The organism is Streptomyces sp. NPDC015144 (genome assembly GCF_043079735.1).
Taxonomy (GTDB): domain Bacteria; phylum Actinomycetota; class Actinomycetes; order Streptomycetales; family Streptomycetaceae; genus Streptomyces.
On the sequence record NZ_JBIBUU010000002.1, the window covers coordinates 190,640 to 207,589 of the forward strand.

Genomic DNA, 16,950 nt, shown 5'->3' on the forward strand with positions numbered 1-16,950 from the left:
GGCCTCGCCATCATGGCTGCGCAGACCGCTGCAGTAAGCACCGACGCTTCCGTCGACACCACCGAATCCGCCGCGTCCGTCGATCTCGGACCCGCTTCCGGCCTTTCCTGTCGCGAGTGCGGCGAGCGTTTCGAGCTCGGCCCCATTTTCGCCTGTGCCTCCTGTTTCGGCCCGCTCGAAGTCGCGTACGAACTGCCGACCGGTTCCCCCGAGGAGCTGAGGAAGCGCATCGAGGCCGGACCGGCGAACATCTGGCGCTACGCCCCGCTGCTGCCGGTCCCCGCGGACGTCGCCGAGAAGCCCAACCTGAACCCCGGCTGGACCAAGCTCGTCCAGGCCGACAACCTCGCCCGTGAGCTGGGCGTCGAGCCCGGCAAGCTGTTCGTCAAGGACGACTCCGGCAACCCCACGCACTCCTTCAAGGACCGTGTCGTCGCCCAGGCCATCGAGGCCGCCCGCGCCTTCGGCTTCACCACCCTGTCCTGCTCCTCCACCGGCAACCTCGCCGGTGCGGTGGGCGCTGCCGCCGCCCGCGCCGGCTTCCGCTCCTGCGTCTTCATCCCGCACGACCTGGAGCAGGGCAAGGTCGTCATGGCCGCGGTGTACGGCGGCGAGCTGGTCGGCATCGAGGGCACGTACGACGACGTCAACCGCTTCTGCTCCGAGCTGATCGGCGACCCGCTCGGCGAGGGCTGGGGCTTCGTCAACGTCAACCTGCGCCCGTACTACGGCGAGGGCTCCAAGACCCTGGCGTACGAGATCTGCGAGCAGCTCGGCTGGCGGCTCCCGGACCAGCTGGTCATCCCGATCGCCTCCGGCTCCCAGTTCACCAAGATCGACAAGGGGCTCCAGGAGCTGATCAAGCTCGGCCTGGTCGAGGACAAGCCGTACAAGCTCTTCGGCGCCCAGGCCGAGGGGTGCTCGCCGGTCTCGGTGGCGTACAAGGGCGGTCACGACGTCGTCCGGCCGCAGAAGCCGAACACGATCGCCAAGTCGCTCGCGATCGGCAACCCGGCCGACGGTCCGTACGTCCTGGACATCGCCCGCCGCACCGGCGGCGCGGTCGAGGACGTGAACGACGAGCAGGTCGTCGACGCGATCAAGCTGCTGGCCCGCACCGAGGGGATCTTCGCGGAGACGGCGGGCGGGGTGACGGTCGGCGTGACGAAGAAGCTCATCGAGGCCGGTCTGATCGATCCCGCGCTGACCACGGTCGTCCTCAACACGGGCGACGGACTCAAGACCCTCGACGCGGTGGCCGAGACCTCTCAGGCGACCGCGACGATCCGCCCCAGCCTGGAGGCGTTCCGCGCCGCCGGCCTCGCCACCAGCTGATCAACCGAGCCTCCAGGAAGGACACACCCATGAGCGTCAAGGTCCGTATCCCCACCATCCTCCGCACCTACACCGGCGGCCAGGCCGAGGTTCCGGCCGAGGGCTCGACCCTCTCCCAGGTCATCGCGTCCCTGGAGCAGAACCACCCGGGCATCGCCGCCCGCGTCCTGGACGACCAGGGCAAGCTGCGCCGCTTCGTGAACGTGTACGTCAACGACGACGACGTCCGCTTCGAGGACGGCCTGAACACCGCGACGCCGGACGGCGCCGGCATTTCGATCATCCCGGCCGTGGCCGGCGGCTGCTGAGGCCCGACTCCCTGACATCACGATGTCCTCACGCCGTTCCGATGTCCGACGGCCTGATGTCCTGAGGCCTGATGTCGCGATGTCCTGGTGTTCCTGATGCCGCGCCGATCGGCCGTGACTGTCGCCCGCGTTGTCGAATTGCCCTCTCCGGATTCAAACGGAGGGGGCAATTCTGCATGGTTGAGCGCGGTAGAGTAGGGGAAGTCCCCCCAGCTGCTCGCGCCAACCGCGTATGAGAATGCGCCCGGCCCCGACAAGATGCAGCCAAAGTGTGTGTTCCGCTTGCGGCATAAGTCACCTTTGCCCGGCCCGAGTTGCCCGGGAATCCTCTGAATCGCGCATATCCGGGTGTTCAGCGCTGCCCAGAATTCTCGTCCGATTGACCTGTTGCAGAGGGCAGTTGGACAGATACATTCAGCCGCGGTCGACGCGTTCCGGCGCACACGCCCTCTACCTGTCGGAGGGGGAGTTCTGACCCGGGTCCGCGAAGTGCGGACCTGCGCAAGGGCCAGTAATAGGGGAGTTAGGCATGGCTCAGGGCACCGTCAAGTGGTTCAACGCGGAGAAGGGGTACGGCTTCATCGCGGTCGACGGTGGTGCGGATGTTTTCGTCCACTACAGCGCGATCCAGATGGACGGATACCGCACCCTTGAAGAGGGTCAGCGAGTCGAGTTCGAGATCTCGCAGGGCCAGAAGGGGCCGCAGGCAGACATGGTCAAGCTCGCCGTCGGCTGAGTTCGAGCGGTCGGCCAACGACGCCACTCACGCACTGAGGGCCCGTACCCATGAGGTACGGGCCCTCAGTGCGTCCCGGACGCGCCCGGCGCGCGGACCTCGCGCCCCGCCCGACCCCCCGACGCGCCCCGCGCGCCGTCCGCCACGCGCCCGGCGCACTGTCCACATCCCGAGGGGGACGCTTGCACTCTCGGGGGTCGAGTGCTAATCATTGGCGTTAGCACTCTCCAGGTGAGAGTGACAGAACTTGGACCGGGCCGGTGAGGCCCGCAGCCCGGTGGGGCAAGGAACCACCGGGTACGCAGGCCGTCCGTCGCGGGCGCCATCCGGTCCGGAGAAATCCACCCCTGTCCGGGAGGACCACTTCACATGGCCAAGATCATCGCGTTCGACGAGGAGGCCCGGCGCGGTCTCGAGCGCGGCATGAACCAGCTCGCCGACGCCGTCAAGGTCACCCTTGGCCCCAAGGGTCGCAACGTCGTCCTTGAGAAGAAGTGGGGCGCCCCCACGATCACCAACGATGGCGTGTCCATCGCCAAGGAGATCGAGCTGGAGGACCCGTACGAGAAGATCGGTGCGGAGCTGGTCAAGGAGGTCGCCAAGAAGACGGACGACGTCGCCGGCGACGGTACGACCACCGCCACCGTTCTCGCCCAGGCGCTCGTCCGCGAGGGTCTGCGCAACGTCGCCGCGGGTGCCAACCCGATGGCGCTCAAGCGGGGCATCGAGAAGGCCGTCGAGGCCGTCTCCGCCGCCCTCCTGGAGCAGGCCAAGGACGTGGAGACCAAGGAGCAGATCGCTTCGACGGCCTCCATCTCCGCCGCCGACACCCAGATCGGCGAGCTCATCGCCGAGGCCATGGACAAGGTCGGCAAGGAAGGCGTCATCACCGTCGAGGAGTCCCAGACCTTCGGTCTGGAGCTGGAGCTCACCGAGGGTATGCGCTTCGACAAGGGCTACATCTCGGCGTACTTCGCCACCGACATGGAGCGTATGGAGGCGTCGCTCGACGACCCGTACATCCTGATCGTCAACTCGAAGATCAGCAACGTGAAGGACCTCCTTCCGCTGCTGGAGAAGGTCATGCAGTCCGGCAAGCCGCTGCTGATCATCGCCGAGGACGTCGAGGGCGAGGCCCTGTCGACCCTGGTCGTCAACAAGATCCGTGGCACCTTCAAGTCCGTCGCCGTCAAGGCCCCGGGCTTCGGCGACCGCCGCAAGGCCATGCTCGGCGACATCGCCATCCTCACCGGTGGCCAGGTCATCTCCGAGGAGGTCGGCCTCAAGCTGGAGAACGCCGGTCTCGACCTGCTCGGCCGCGCCCGCAAGGTCGTCATCACCAAGGACGAGACGACGATCGTCGACGGTGCCGGTGACAGCGACCAGGTCCAGGGCCGCGTCAACCAGATCCGCGCCGAGATCGAGAACTCCGACTCGGACTACGACCGCGAGAAGCTCCAGGAGCGCCTCGCGAAGCTGGCCGGCGGCGTGGCCGTCATCAAGGCCGGTGCCGCGACCGAGGTCGAGCTGAAGGAGCGCAAGCACCGCATCGAGGACGCGGTGCGCAACGCCAAGGCCGCCGTCGAGGAGGGCATCGTCGCCGGTGGTGGCGTGGCTCTGCTCCAGGCCTCGGCCGTCTTCGAGAAGCTGGAGCTCTCGGGTGACGAGGCGACCGGCGCCAACGCCGTGAAGCTCGCCCTGGAGGCCCCGCTCAAGCAGATCGCCGTCAACGGTGGTCTTGAGGGCGGCGTCGTCGTCGAGAAGGTGCGCAACCTGGCCGTCGGCCACGGTCTGAACGCCGCCACCGGCGAGTACGTCGACATGATCGCCGAGGGCATCCTCGACCCGGCGAAGGTCACGCGCTCCGCCCTGCAGAACGCCGCGTCCATCGCCGCGCTGTTCCTCACCACCGAGGCCGTCATCGCAGACAAGCCGGAGAAGGCCGCCGCGGCCGCTCCGGGCGGCATGCCGGGCGGTGACATGGACTTCTGATCCTGACGGATCGGTAGTTCCTTCCGCACGGCTTCCGAGCTCTGCGGGCGTTGGCCCCCGGGACCTTCTGGTCCCGGGGGCCAACGCCGTTCCGCGCTCCGTCGGGAAGTCGGCTTTCCCCGTGGAAGCCGGCTTTCTTCGATACGGAAGGCGGCTTCGCTACGGAAGGTGGCTTTCGCTACGGAAGGTGGCTGAGGAGCCAGGTGCAGAGCTCTCCGGTGACGAGCGCGTGCGGTTCGTTCCGGGAGGCGAGCCGGTAGGCGTCCAGCCCGCCGGTCCCGGCCGGAAGCGCGGAGATGTCCTTGTACAACTCGTCGTCCGTGTCCAGCTCGCCGATGTCCACCGCACTGACGGACGGCACGAAGCAGTGCGACCGGATGCGCACGGCGGTCGTGAGACCGAGATCGGGGTGCAGGGCGTTGAGCCCGTCGGCGAGGATGCCGAAGCCCTCCAGCGAGCCGCCGGGGGCGCCGTCGATCGAGGGGAGCCCCGTGGTCCGTACCTCGTGGGTCTTCGGGGCCACCACCCGGAGCTTCGCCACGGATTCGTCGGGGCCGGGCGCCTGGGTGTGGAGACGGGTGCCGACGACCGATCCGCCTGTGCCCTCCAGGGCCAGTTCGCCCGCCCGTACGTCGGTGCCGACCCCGTCGGCCGTGCCGTTGGCGACCCCGATCAGCCGGGGACGGCGCGGCCACTCACCGACGGCCGCCATCTCGGCGAGGAACGCGGCGCGCGCCCCGTCCCGGTCCGGGGTGCCGTTCCACGTACCGATGTGCCGCCACAGCAGTTCCCGGGTGGCCGGGCTGTTGATCTGGTCGGAGAACCGGCCGTCGAGATCCCTGACGTAGTGCGCGAACGCCTGGAGCGCGACCGGGATCCAGGCGCCCCGGTGCGGGCTGTCGTACGAGAAGTACAGCCCCGTACCGTGGTCGAAGCCCTCGAACTCCATCCGGGCCAGCGCGTGCCGGGTGACCAGCCCGCCCGTGCTGAACCCGCCGACGACCAGCGGGGTGCCGCCCTGCCGTTCCATCAGGGCACGGGTGATCGCGGCGCGTGCGGTGCGTGAGTTGTCCAGAATCGACGCCCCGCGGTCGTGGTGGCCGAGCAGGATGACATCACGGCCACGGCGGCGCAGCTCGCTGATGAGGGGAAAGTCGCCGAACTCCAGGATCTGCCAGGAGGACTCCAGCTCGCTGGGGCCCGTCCCGAAACCGTCGGCCAGGATCACGGGCCGTACGAGACCGGGGTTCCCCTCACCCCGGTACACCCAGGCGGTGCCGCCCGGCAGATCCCATACGGCGCTGGGCGACACCGGAAGCGAGCCGGGCCGCTCGGCGTCCAGCCGCGTGCCGGGCGTCAGCGCGATGGCGGGCCTTTCGTGGAGCGCGGAGACGATCTGCTCGCGGGACGGCTCGGGCATGGGTGGCGTTCCCCTTTGGGACGGTTGATAACGATGCGCGCCCAGGGGAGCACGTACCGAAGCCGTCCAGCGGGAGATGCCCGGCCAAACCACCCCCAGGTGGGAGCAACTTTCGGACACATCCCACTGCCCCGCCCGCCACCCGCCTCAGTGGTGCCAGGCGGTCCCGCCCGTGTTGTGGATGAACCGCTGGAGCACCTTGAGCGTGGTCAGGTACTCCTCGTCGGAGATACCGGCGTGCCGCTCCGCCCACAGCTCCGCCTGGAGGGCGGCGGCCTTCTTGTGGAACGCCCGGCCCTCGGCCGTGATGACGAGGCGCCCTTCGGCGTCCTCGGTGATCCAGCCCTGGGAAATGGTCCGGTCGATCTCCGCCTCCATGGCCTCCGGGCCGGTGTCGAGGTAGTTCCGCAGGAGCCGGGACACCTCGCCCCGATCCCTGCCGCCCTCGGCGTGCCCGGCCTGTGCGACCTGCGCGGCCTGTGCGACCTGTGCGAGAACCCACCACTGCGGCTGGCTGGTGCCGATCCCTTCGAGCGCGGCCCGGGTCCGGGAGACGACGGCGTTGTAGGCGGCCCAACTCCAGTAACCGATGGGCTGCTTGATCAGATCGGCGTCGTTGTGCGAGTAGTCCATGACTGCTTCCTCCACCATTGCTCGGGTCGGTGTGACGTGGCCGATGTGGCCAGTGGGACCGACCGTAGAAGCTCAACCGCGCTTGGGGTCAAGGGAGTTCGACGGGTGCCGGCGGGGCTCGCGGTTCTGTGTCCGCGCTCTCGTGTCTCGCGAATCACTCGATGCGGTGAACATTACTGAGCGTGATGGCTCCGTCGGCGGTGGCTGACTACAGTGTGTAATCACCCGCTTCCTTCTGGTGGTGGGTCGGTCGATGGGAGGCGCGGGATGAGGAAGTCGAAAGCGGCGGCAAGCGCGGTGCTCGCCGCAGGATTGTTCTTCGGTGGGGCGGGGGTCGCCATGGCTGCCGGATGGCAGCGGGTCCCTGACCTGGAGAGCGGGGGAGTGAAGCTTTCCAAGGGGCAGTACCGGTTCAATCCCGCGGGGCGGAATCACGGAGGGTTCGAATGGCAGGGTGACCTCGTGGACGTGTCTCCGGGTGACGGCAACAACGTGTACGTCCAGGTGCGAGTCGAGGGGTACAGCTGGAACCGCTTCAACGGGCAGCAGAAGAAGACGGTCCACCTCCACAAGACGGTCTACGACGGGGCGGCTCGGTACACCAGTACGGCCCACATCCGCGCTTGTCGTGACCGTGGATCCCTGCGCCCGGACAACTGCTCGCGCACCATGCACTACAAGAACAAGTAGTTACCGCCCGGCCCGGGCGGTAGCGCCCGGGCCGCTCTTCGAGGAGGTTCCCGTGGGCCAGGTCAGTGAGGTCGAGGTCCTGTCGGCCAGGGGTGTTGAGCTCTCGTACGGGAGCACGGTCGCGGTCAGGGATGCTTGGCTCTCTGTCGGACGGGGGGAGGTCGTGGCCGTCACCGGGCAGAGTGGCTCGGGGAAGTCGTCCTTGTTGTACTGCCTCGCGGGGGTTCTGCCGGTCGGTCGGGGAGTCGTGCGTTTCGAGGGACGATCGCTGGGCGAGTTCGAGGACGCGGAACTGAGCGCGCTCCGGCGGGACCGCTTCGGGTTCGTCTTCCAGTACGGCGAATTGTTGCCGGAGCTGACCATCGAGGAGAACACCGCGCTTCCCCTGCGTCTCGCGGGGCAGCGCAAGGTGCGGGCGCATGCGGCGGCCGGCGAGGTGCTCGGGAGGCTGGGGCTGGGCGACCTGAGACAGCGCAGGCCCTCAGAGGTGTCCGGTGGACAGAGCCAACGGGTGGCAGTGGCGAGAGCATTGGTCCATCGCCCGGCCGTCGTCTTCGCCGATGAGCCGACCGGGTCGCTGGACAGTGTCAACGCGGCGGCGGTGCTGGACGAGTTTCTGACACTCGCCCGGTCGCAGGGGACGGCGGTGGTGCTTGTCACCCATGATCCGGCGGTGGCGGGCCGGGCCGACAGCCGGTACGTGATGACGGACGGTGTGCTCGGCGCGCAGATGCCGGTGTGAGGGAAATCCTTCTGGGGTTCAGGCTGTTGCTCGGGTCCGAGCGCGGAAACCGGGTTCGGTTCCTGTTGATGGTGGTGGGTGGCTCGATCGGCGTGTGCTGTCTTGCCGCGGTCCTCACCATTCCCGCCGTTCTCGACGCACGGGACGGCCGGGTCGCGGCGCGGGAGCCGCGAGGCCCGCACTCCTCAGCGGCCGGTGCCACCCGTCTGCTGGCCACTGCCGATGCCAATGGTTCACGGCCATTGGGCCGGGTGTTCGTCGCCCGGGGCGAGAAGGTGCCCGACCCGCCGCCGGGGATTCCCGGGCTGCCGAATCCGGGCGAGGTGTTCGTGTCGCCCCGGCTCCATGATCTCCTGGGCGCGGAGCCCGGGGTGGGAAAGCTGCTGCCGGGCCGGGAGCGTGGCCTGATCGGCCCTGCCGGACTCGCCCACCCCGATGAGCTCTACGCGTACATCGGCATGCGCCCCGATCAGCTCCACGGCGGCTCGCCGGTGGCGGGGTTCGGGGTGCGATGGGCGCCCAGCCCGGTCGTGGAGCCGTCCACACTCGACATCCTCCGGTTCACGCTGGCGGGCGTGGTGCTCCTGCCTCTGGCCGTCTTCCTCTCGGTATGCGCCAGGCTCTCCGCGGCCACCCGACTCCGCCGGCTCGCGGCGCTGAGATTGCTCGGGCTGAGCGTCAAGGGCGTTGGGCGGGTCAACGCCGCCGAAACGGTCGTCGCCGCGCTGTTCGGTGCGGTTCTCGGGCTCGCCGAGTACTGGCTGGCCAACCAGATCATCGGCCGTATCGGGCTGCCCGGCCTGAAGTGGTACGTGGGCGACGGTGATCTCACGGTGACCACGGTGGCCGTGTGCCTGGTCGGGGCTCCGGTGCTGGCCTGGTTCGCGGCGAGGGCCGGGGCCGCGAAGGCGGCGGCGAACCCCCTGGCCGTGCGGCGGAGCGGGGTGGCCGGAACGCCCCGTGCCTGGGGTGTGCTGCTGCTGGTCGCGGGCATGGGGATCGTCGTCGGCTACTGCGTGCTCGGCGTGCTGGACCGGCCACCGCGCGACACCGCGCTGTCCTCGCTGCTGATGCCCGCAGCGGTGGTGATGGTCGGCATCGGCCTGGTGCTCACCCTGCCGGTGCTCAGTCACCGACTGTCGCGGCGGGTGGCGGGGGCCACGTCGTCCCTGCCGCTCGGGCTGGCCATGCGGCGGAACGAGGTCGAGCCGGGCAGTGCGCTCAGGGTCGCGTCGGGCCTGGTGCTGCTGGTCTTCGCCGCGTCCCTGGCGCAGGGTGTGCTGGTCGAGTTGGACCAGGTGTCTCGCCCGAACACCGTCCAGCAGGACTACCGCATCCCACTCGACGGCATCGGCGCGGCCGACGTGACGGCGCTGACGCTACTGCCGGGGGTGAAGGGGAGCGTCACCGAGCAGCGATCCTGGTTCGACGGGAACCTGGACGAGCCGCCCCCGGAGATCTCCGCCACGGTGGCGACGTGCGCGCAGCTGGCCAGGATGGTGACCGCCACCACCGGGTGCGTGGACGGGAAGGTCATGCGGCTCACCGACGAGCGGGTGCCCTCCGGCCCGGAGCGGATCGGTGAGGTGTTCCCCTTCCGGTTCTGGCAGGGATCCCGCCGCACGACCGTGGACGTGACGGTCCCGCAGAGGGAGGTCCGCTTCCGCGCACATGACTTGTCAGCGGTGGACTCGGACATCCTGGTCCCGCCTTCGATGGTGCCGAGGAAGGCCCGGCCGGACAACGCCACACTCCTCCTGACGAGCGCGCCGGATCCGGCGGTCGTTCGGGGTGTGCTGGACGGGATCGGTGCCGTCGCGCCCACCGCCGCCGTCGACCTGGTGGGGACGAACGTCGAGGGGATGCAACAGATCGCTGTCGTCAAGGCGCTGTTGGGGGCGGGGATGGTGCTGGGGCTGGTGATCGGTGTCGCGGCCTACCTGGTGTCGGTGACCGATCGGGCCGTGGAACGAAGAGCGCAGGTCACGGCGTTGTCCTTGCTTGGGGCGCGGCCCCGGACGCTGCGTGTGGTGCAGTGCGTCCAGGTGGTGTCGCCGTTGGCGGTGGGGCTGCTGCTCGCATTGGTGGCGGGGAAGCTCACCGAGTCCGGTTACCTGATCACCGGGGGCGGTGCGGTGTTCTGGGACGGGGCGGGGGTTCCGCTGTTGCTGTTCTCGGCCGCCGGCGTTGTGGTGGTCGCCGCGATCGGCGCTCTGCCGCTGGTCGGAAGACGGGTGGACCCCGAGCTGATCGGGCGGGACTGACGGGCCCGGTGTGCCGGAGGGGGGTGGGCTCCGGCACACCGGGTCGGCCGAGGCGGGCTGCCGCGATCGGATCGGATCGGGAGGGGCCTGGGCGGGATGGTTCGGATCGGACCGGACCGGACCGGATCGAACCGGGGCGGGCTCGCGGCTCGCGTGGCGGACCCTGATCCCCGATCCGGCCTGGTGCGGGTGGGGTGTTCTAGTCGCGGTGGGGGCCGATGACGGTGGTTCCGTCGTGCACCGTGATGGCCAGGGCGGGGCAGATGTCGGAGGCGTCCAGCACCCGTTCGTCCGGCTCGATCTCGTCGGTCCGCGCGCGGGCGCGCTCGCCGTCGAGTTCGAACACCTCGGGGACCGTGCCGGCGCACATGCCAGAGCCCTGGCAGAGCTGGGGGTCGACGCGTACGTTCCAGGTCATGGCGGTCACCATTCCACCGGCATGACGCGTGGGCCGCGCACCAGCATCTCGGACTTCCAGGTGACGTCGGCCGCCAGGCGCAGTCCGGGGAAGCGGGTGATGAGGGCGGACAGCGCCTCCTGGAGCTCCAGCCGGGCCAGTGGGGCGCCCAGGCAGTGGTGGACTCCGTGGCCGAACCCGAGGTGCTGGTTGCCCTCGCGGGCGATGTCGAGGACGCCCGGGGCGGAGAACCGTAGGGCGTCGCGGTTGGCGGCGCCGACGGCGACCAGGACCGGGCTGCCCGCGCGGACGAGCGTGCCGCCGACCTCGATGTCCTCGGTGGCGTACCGGGCCTGCCCGGCTCCGCTGCCCAGGGGGACGAAGCGGAGCAGTTCCTCCACCGCGTTCGGTACGAGCGAGGGCTCGGCCCTGAGGCGGGCGAGCTGGTCGGGGTGGTCCAGGAGGGTGAGGACGAAGTTGGGGATCTGGGACGCGGTGGTCTCGTGCCCGGCGACCAGGATGCCCACGCACAGATCGACGAGTTCGAGTTCGGAGAGCCGGTCGCCGCCGTCGCGGGCCTCGATGAGCGCCGTCATCAGGTCGTCCTGCGGGGCTTGGCGGTGCTGCTCGATCAACCCGGCCATGTAGGCCCGCAGTTCCTCGCGGCTCGCCTCGAACTCCTCGGCCGTCAGGGAGCTGGTCGACAGTGCGTCGTCGCTCCACTTGCGGAAGAGCGGCCGGTCCTCGGTGGGTACGCCCAGCATGCGGCAGATCACGGCGACCGGTAGCGGCAGGGCGAAGAGATCGACCAGGTCGGCGGGGGCCCCGGCCGCCTCCATCGCGTCCAGGAGTTCGCCGGTCAGCTCGCGGACCTGGGGGCGCAGCTTCTCGACCTGGCGGACGGTGAACGCCTTGGCGACGAGAGAGCGCAGCCGGGTGTGGTCGGGCGGGTCCATTCCGAGGATGCCGCCGTCCCGTTTTCCTTCGGACTGCCGGGGCTCGTCGTGCGAGGCGGCGGCGGCCCGGCTGAAGCGCTGGTCGCCCAGGACCAGCCGGGCGTCGGCGTAGCGGGTGACGAGCCAGGCCGGCTCGCCGTAGGGCATCTGGACCCTTAACAGGCCGGGCTGTTCGCGTACGCGTTCGTAGGCGTCGGCGAGCTGGAGCCCGTCGGGGGTGTTGAAGGGATAGGCGAGGGGTGAGATGTCAGCGGTGGTCACTGCGTCCTCCCGGATGTAAGCAGCTGCTTACAACGGTAGGAGCCTCTGTCTCCGGCGGTCAACGATGCTTTACGGCCGTTATCCTGACGGGTCGTTCGAGAGGAGAGCGCCATGGAACCCGGTTCCGTTCCGCCGCCCGAAGAGCGCCGCAGGGACGCGGCGGCCACTCGTCGGCGGCTGTTGGAGGCGGCCCGTGACCTGTTCGCGGAGCGGGGCTACGAGGGGGCGACGGTCCGGAGTATCGCGGCACGGGCCGGGGCCAACCAGGCATTGCTGTTCCGCTATTTCGGCTCGAAACGAGGTTTGCTCACGGAGGTCATGGCGCAGGGCGGTCTGGAGCAGGTGCGGGCGACGCCGCCGGAGGAACTGTTCGAGGCCGCTCTGCGATCGATGCTGACCCGCAGTGCGGAGGGGACGGAGGACCGCTCCCTGGAGGTCTATCTGCGTTCGACGGGGCGCGGTGGTGAGTCGGCCGGGACGCTGCGGGAGCTGGGGGAGGAGTACCAGAAGGCGCTGGCCGGGCTCTCCGATGCCCCCGACGCGGTGCTGCGGGCGGATCTCGCTATGGCCTGGCTGCTGGGCATCGGTCTGATGCGGACGGTGGTCGCGCGCGAGCCGCTGGCCGGTGCGGAGCCGGACGAGGTCTGCCGTCTGGTGCTCGGCACGCTCGGCCACCTCTGGGCGGCGCCACCAGGTGAGGCGGAGGGGGCGGAGGAGGCGCCGGGGGCGCCGACTCCGTAACGGCGCACCGGGTGGATGCGACGTGACCGGGCCCGGAACGGAAAGTCCCGGGCCCGGAGGGAACGAGCGGCCGCCGGTCAGGCGTTGTTGCGCTCGAAGACGGCGAAGGCCGCCTCCTGGCGCCACTCGGTCGCCGCCTTCGGGTTGGCGGCGAGGTAGCGGGCGCAGCGCGGGCTCGGGCGGTCGCTGCCCAGCCGGTCGGCCAGACAGGCGGCGACCGGGCGGTAGGCGGACGGGGCGGTGTTCCGGGCCCACAGGCTGCGGCCCTCGCGGAAGGCGTACTCCAGCGAGGCGCGGGCCAGGTCCTTCAGCTCGACGTAGCCGAGGTCGTAGGTGCTGGAGGCGTACTGGAACTCGTGGCTGATGTCGATCCGGGAGACGCCCGGGTCGTCGGTGGCCAGCACGATCGGGACGCCGTAGCGGCGGTACGCGTTGAACGGGTGGTCGTTGCCGGCGATGCCGAGGATCTGCTTGTTGCTGGAGAACGGCACCTCGACGGCCACGTTGCGCCGGGCCATCGTCCGGGCCAGCTGTCGCCAGTCGTCCTCGTGGACCAGGTCGACGCCGTGTCCGACGCGCTCGGTGCCCGCGACGAGTACGGCCTCGCGGATGTGGAAGGTCAGGTCCTTGGGCTTGACCAGGCCGGGTGCCAGCTCACCGGCGTGCAGGGTGAGGTGCGAGCCCGGGTACTGGCCGCGCAGGTACTTCAGCATCCGCATCTGGAGGCTGTAGTCGGCCAGCGCGGTGGCGCCGTCCTCGGGCTGTACGAGGTTGACCGCGACGAACCTCGGGTCGCGCTCGGCCAGCCGCATGCCGACCGCCATCTGCGTGAACACCCGGACCGGGGAGCTGCCCCGGGACACCTGGGAGATCCAGCGGACCGGGAGCCGGCAGCCCGGGTCGGGGCGCGGGGTGTCGCAGTGCGCGGTCGCCCGGAACTGCACGTCGGTGTCGTCGGCCTCCTTGACCGCCTCGTTCACCACCCGGTCGAGCTGTCCGCCGGCCAGCAGCTTGCGGTGCAGGGCGGCGAGGTCGGAGTCGTAACCGACCTTGTCGGCGAGCGCCTTGCTGCTGTCCGACGCGGGGGTGACCAGGGTCTCCAGATAGAACTGGTTCTGCTCGGCCACGGTGTTGGCCACGTTGGCGAGCATCTTGCCCCTGGTGTACCAGGTGGCCATGGAGAACTTGCCGAACGTGTCGAAGAAGTGGTCGTGCCCGAGCTCGTTGGGCGGGAAGTCCTGCATCGACCAGGCCCGGACGATCTGCCGGCGGAACGCGGCGTCGCGCTGCGCGTCGGCCGCGGGGCGGGTGCCCGGACCGCACGGCGGCGCCACGGCCGTCATCGTCGCGTCGATGCAGAGCCCGTCCTCGGCCGCGAGCTTGATCAGGTATCCGGTGGTGACCGCACCCGAGAGGTGGTTGTGCAGGTCGCCGCCCTTGGGCAGGGCCTTGAAGAAGGTCTTCAGCCGCGCCGGGTTGTTCCGCAGCGACGCAAGGTGCGCGGAGGTCCTGGCCTCGGCGGGGGTGACGGCGCGGGGCAGGAGGCGGGCGGCGGAGTGGGCGGCCGGGGCCTGTGCGGGGGCGGCGGCCGCCGCCGGGATCGCCGGGAGCAGGGTCAGTACGGCGAGCGCGCCGAGTCCGGCCGTGCGCAGCGACGCGGGGCGGGGACGGGGACGGTGGGCCGTCCGGAATGTTGAGATCACCGCCGCATGATTGCGTCCGGAGAGGGTATTCATCGTCCAAACCACATGTATGGCCTGAAACCTCCACTCAATCGAGGGATTTCGGTCTTTGTTCCCCGTTCTCCGGGCAGGCGATGGTGACGCCGCTCAACGAGAGGGCGGGAGTGGTGTGGGAAGAGGGTGGTGGTGGGGGCTCTGTGGAGGTTCGGGGGCTACGGGGAGTGTTGGGCGGTGCGTCCGCGTTCGTTGGTGCGCCGCACTCCGGAGGAGTGAATCGCTTGGGCGCAGCATGACAACTCCCTGTGACAGATGTGCGGTTGCGGGTTCTGCGCCTCTTCCGGGCGTGCGGCGCGTTGGACACGCTGGGTGTGCATTTTCGTTACTCAGCGTGGAAAGGAATGGCTCATGACGATCAAGGAACGGCGCGGGGCGGCGGAGGGCAGAGTGCGGGCTGCGGAGGACGCGGTGACGCGGTTGAAGGAGGGGTTCTCGAACGTCGGGATCACTCTGCCGTCGCTGCGGATCGACCCGGTGTCGTGTGCGGCGGACGACTCGTCGGCGCCGCTGGTGGACCTGGGGCGGTGCAACCTCGATACGGCGTTGCGGCTGAGCACGGTGCTGGAGGCGCAGAGGTCGGCCGGTCATGCGGAGTGAGGACCGCGAGCCGGGGGCGCCCGAGCCGGGGTCGTTCGCGGTGGACATCCGGGACGGCCGGGTGGGGCGCGTGATGGGGACGATCGGTCCGTACGTGCAGTTGCGGGCGCCCGGCGGCGGGCCGGAGTGGGAGTGTCCGCCGGATTCGGTGCGCCCGGCGCCGTTGCGGGAGGTCCTGCGGGCCAGGGTCCGGGAGGTCAACCGGGAGGGGAGGCTGCCGTGAGGGTGCCGGGTTTGCCGCGTTGACCACGGGGGCGTGGGGCGTCGACGGGAACGGGAGCGGTGACGAGACGGACCAGCGCCGTTACGCCGTTCCCGTCGACGCTCCCCGCCCGCCCGGCCGCCCACCGGGCCGCCCGTGATCGTGGGGCCCGGTGGCTAGTGGGGTCGGTGCTTCGTGGGGTCGGTGGTTCGGTGGGTCGGTCGTGGGTCAGACTCCGGCGGGTTCCTTCGTCGGGGAGTCGGGGCCGTTGCCCCGGGGGTCTGTGCTCGTCCCCGTGACCGGGTTCGGGGACGAGGACGTGGCAGGGGCCGGTTCCTGTGCGACGTCGAACTCCGCCAGCAGGTCCCTGCCGAAGCCGAAGAAGTACGTCGCGAGGAAGCCGGTGAGGTAGCCGACCAGCAGGCCGCCCGCGTAGATCGCGGCGGTGGTGCCCAGGCCGTGGTTGCCGTCGAGGAGCGGGAAGAGCGCCCAGCCGGACGGGCCGATGGCCGTGGAACCAACCTTGTCGCCGAGCTGGTTGAACAGACCGACGAAGCCGCCGCCGAACGCGCCGCCCACGCATGCCGTGACGAACGGACGGCCGAGCGGGAGGCTGACGCCGTAGATCAGCGGTTCACCGACGCCGAGCAGACCGGCCGGCAGCGCGGACTTGATGGTGCGGCGGATCGACCCGTTGCGGGGAAGGCGGAAGTAGACCGCGACGGCCGCGCCGACCTGGCCGGCGCCCGCCATCGCGAGGATCGGGAGCAGCACGGTGTAGCCCTGCTGCTCGATGAGGGTGGTGTGGATCGGGATCAGCGCCTGGTGCAGGCCCAGCATCACCAGGGGCAGGAAGAGGCCGCCGAGGACGAACCCCGCGCCCGCGCCGCCGTGGGAGAGCAGCCAGTCGGCGAAGGTGCCGATGGCGGTGGAGACCTCACCGGCCAGGTACATCAGGCCGAAGATCGTCACCAGGCCGGAGACCAGGACCGTCAGGGTCGGGGTGACCAGGACGTCCAGCGCCTCCGGGACCCAGCGGCGGCACCACTTCTCCACGTACACCGCGAGCACCGCGGCGCCGAGCGCGCCCAGCACACCGCCCTGTCCCGGGGAGAGCTTCTGGCCGAACGCCTCGATGTTCGCGACGCCGGGGAAGACGATGATCGCGGCGACCGCGCCGCCCAGGATCGGCGTTCCGCCGAACTCCTTCGCCGTGTTGAAGCCGACGAACACGGCGATCAGCGCCATGAAGCCGGACGCCATCGCGGCCAGCGCGGGGGTGACGGAGGGCAGCCGACCCAGGTTCACCAGCAGTCCGTTGAGGCCCGCGATGATGCCGCAGCCGATGAGCGCGGGGATCAGCGGGACGAAGATGTTGGCGATCCGGCGCAGGAACAGTTTGAACGGGGTGGCGTTCTTCGCCTTCCGCGCCGCCTTCATCGCGGCTCCCTGCGCGGCCAGCCCGGCCGCGGAGGCATCGGGTCCGGAGGGGGCTGACGCGGGGTCGGAGGTTCCGGTGGTTCCGGCGGTGGCTCCGGGGGCGCTTTCCGGAGTGGGGTGTGCGCCGGGCTCCGTCGCCCGAGCCTCCTCGATGATTCGTTCGAATTCCGGGGTGACGCGGGCGACGGTCCCCGGGCCGAGGACGATCTGGTACGTGTCGTCCTCGACCACGCCCATGACGGCGGGGACCGCCTTCAGGGCTTCGTCGTCGACGAGCGAGCGGTCGCGCAGACCCAGCCGGAGCCGGGTCATGCAGTGGGCGACGGAGTCGACGTTCGCGGCGCCGCCGACGAGCGGGAGGATCGCGGCGGCGGTGGCGCGGTTCTTGTCTTCTGGTGCCATGGTGCGGGGCCTTGCTGTGGGGGGGTGCGGGTGGTGCAGGCAGTGCGGGTGATGCGGAGGGGGCGGGTGGTACGAGGGGGGAAGTGGTGCGGGTG

At 70.1% G+C, this 16,950-nt stretch carries 16 protein-coding genes; 10 read left to right on the plus strand and 6 right to left on the minus strand.

Annotated elements, in window-relative coordinates; genetic code table 11:
- Positions 1-12: 12 nt before the first annotated feature.
- The 4 genes from thrC to groL all read left to right on the plus strand — a co-directional run bounded on the left by thrC (position 13) and on the right by groL (position 4,371).
- Positions 13-1,335: a threonine synthase gene (gene thrC / locus ACF08W_RS04915; protein ID WP_352280047.1), complete on the plus strand. Its 1,323-nt coding sequence runs from the start codon at positions 13-15 to the stop codon at positions 1,333-1,335.
- 29 nt (positions 1,336-1,364) lie between these two features.
- Positions 1,365-1,643: a ubiquitin-like small modifier protein 1 gene (locus ACF08W_RS04920; protein ID WP_352280048.1), complete on the plus strand. Its 279-nt coding sequence runs from the start codon at positions 1,365-1,367 to the stop codon at positions 1,641-1,643.
- A gap of 529 nt (positions 1,644-2,172) precedes the next feature.
- On the plus strand, positions 2,173-2,379 hold the full coding sequence (locus tag ACF08W_RS04925; protein ID WP_003967346.1) for a cold-shock protein: 207 nt from the start codon (positions 2,173-2,175) through the stop codon (positions 2,377-2,379).
- A gap of 369 nt (positions 2,380-2,748) precedes the next feature.
- On the plus strand, positions 2,749-4,371 hold the full coding sequence (gene groL / locus ACF08W_RS04930) for a chaperonin GroEL (protein ID WP_352280049.1): 1,623 nt from the start codon (positions 2,749-2,751) through the stop codon (positions 4,369-4,371).
- Positions 4,372-4,549: 178 nt separating this feature from the next.
- On the opposite strand, the gene ACF08W_RS04935 is transcribed toward groL, so the two are convergent.
- Positions 4,550-5,791: a hypothetical protein gene (locus ACF08W_RS04935; protein ID WP_392278442.1), complete on the minus strand. Its 1,242-nt coding sequence runs from the start codon at positions 5,789-5,791 to the stop codon at positions 4,550-4,552.
- 147 nt (positions 5,792-5,938) lie between these two features.
- Positions 5,939-6,424 carry a MarR family transcriptional regulator gene (locus tag ACF08W_RS04940; RefSeq protein ID WP_392278443.1) on the minus strand — a complete coding sequence of 162 codons (486 nt, stop codon included), beginning with the start codon at positions 6,422-6,424 and terminating at the stop codon, positions 5,939-5,941.
- Positions 6,425-6,886: 462 nt separating this feature from the next.
- On the opposite strand from ACF08W_RS04940, the gene ACF08W_RS04945 reads away from it, so the two are divergent.
- The 3 genes from ACF08W_RS04945 to ACF08W_RS04955 all read left to right on the plus strand — a co-directional run bounded on the left by ACF08W_RS04945 (position 6,887) and on the right by ACF08W_RS04955 (position 10,120).
- Positions 6,887-7,114 carry a hypothetical protein gene (locus ACF08W_RS04945; RefSeq protein WP_392278444.1) on the plus strand — a complete coding sequence of 76 codons (228 nt, stop codon included), beginning with the start codon at positions 6,887-6,889 and terminating at the stop codon, positions 7,112-7,114.
- Positions 7,115-7,166: 52 nt separating this feature from the next.
- Complete coding sequence (locus ACF08W_RS04950; protein WP_385207448.1) at positions 7,167-7,856, plus strand: ABC transporter ATP-binding protein; 690 nt, start codon at positions 7,167-7,169, stop codon at positions 7,854-7,856.
- Positions 7,857-7,924: 68 nt separating this feature from the next.
- Complete coding sequence (locus tag ACF08W_RS04955) at positions 7,925-10,120, plus strand: ABC transporter permease (RefSeq protein WP_392278445.1); 2,196 nt, start codon at positions 7,925-7,927, stop codon at positions 10,118-10,120.
- 199 nt (positions 10,121-10,319) lie between these two features.
- Here the strand turns inward: ACF08W_RS04955 and ACF08W_RS04960 are convergent, their stop codons facing one another.
- Together ACF08W_RS04960 and ACF08W_RS04965 are read right to left on the minus strand one after the other, a co-directional pair.
- Positions 10,320-10,538: a ferredoxin gene (locus ACF08W_RS04960; RefSeq protein WP_352280055.1), complete on the minus strand. Its 219-nt coding sequence runs from the start codon at positions 10,536-10,538 to the stop codon at positions 10,320-10,322.
- Positions 10,539-10,543: 5 nt separating this feature from the next.
- Positions 10,544-11,734 (minus strand): cytochrome P450, encoded by a 1,191-nt coding sequence (locus ACF08W_RS04965; protein WP_385207444.1) that lies wholly within the window; start codon positions 11,732-11,734, stop codon positions 10,544-10,546.
- A gap of 111 nt (positions 11,735-11,845) precedes the next feature.
- Between ACF08W_RS04965 and ACF08W_RS04970 the strand changes: the two genes are divergently transcribed.
- On the plus strand, positions 11,846-12,475 hold the full coding sequence (locus tag ACF08W_RS04970; RefSeq protein ID WP_352280057.1) for a TetR family transcriptional regulator: 630 nt from the start codon (positions 11,846-11,848) through the stop codon (positions 12,473-12,475).
- Positions 12,476-12,552: 77 nt separating this feature from the next.
- Here the strand turns inward: ACF08W_RS04970 and ACF08W_RS04975 are convergent, their stop codons facing one another.
- The gene (locus tag ACF08W_RS04975) at positions 12,553-14,178 is read right to left on the minus strand and encodes an adenosine deaminase (RefSeq protein ID WP_392278446.1); all 1,626 of its coding nucleotides are present in this window, start codon (positions 14,176-14,178) and stop codon (positions 12,553-12,555) included.
- Positions 14,179-14,562: 384 nt separating this feature from the next.
- On the opposite strand from ACF08W_RS04975, the gene ACF08W_RS04980 reads away from it, so the two are divergent.
- Together ACF08W_RS04980 and ACF08W_RS04985 are read left to right on the plus strand one after the other, a co-directional pair.
- On the plus strand, positions 14,563-14,811 hold the full coding sequence (locus tag ACF08W_RS04980) for a hypothetical protein (protein ID WP_352280059.1): 249 nt from the start codon (positions 14,563-14,565) through the stop codon (positions 14,809-14,811).
- Positions 14,801-15,034, plus strand: coding sequence for a hypothetical protein (locus tag ACF08W_RS04985; protein WP_352280060.1), 234 nt, complete (start codon positions 14,801-14,803; stop codon positions 15,032-15,034). Before ACF08W_RS04980 ends, ACF08W_RS04985 begins: the two co-directional genes overlap by 11 nt.
- Positions 15,035-15,241: 207 nt before the next feature.
- Here the strand turns inward: ACF08W_RS04985 and ACF08W_RS04990 are convergent, their stop codons facing one another.
- Positions 15,242-16,855 (minus strand): PTS transporter subunit EIIC, encoded by a 1,614-nt coding sequence (locus tag ACF08W_RS04990; protein WP_392278447.1) that lies wholly within the window; start codon positions 16,853-16,855, stop codon positions 15,242-15,244.
- Positions 16,856-16,950 lie beyond the last annotated feature (95 nt).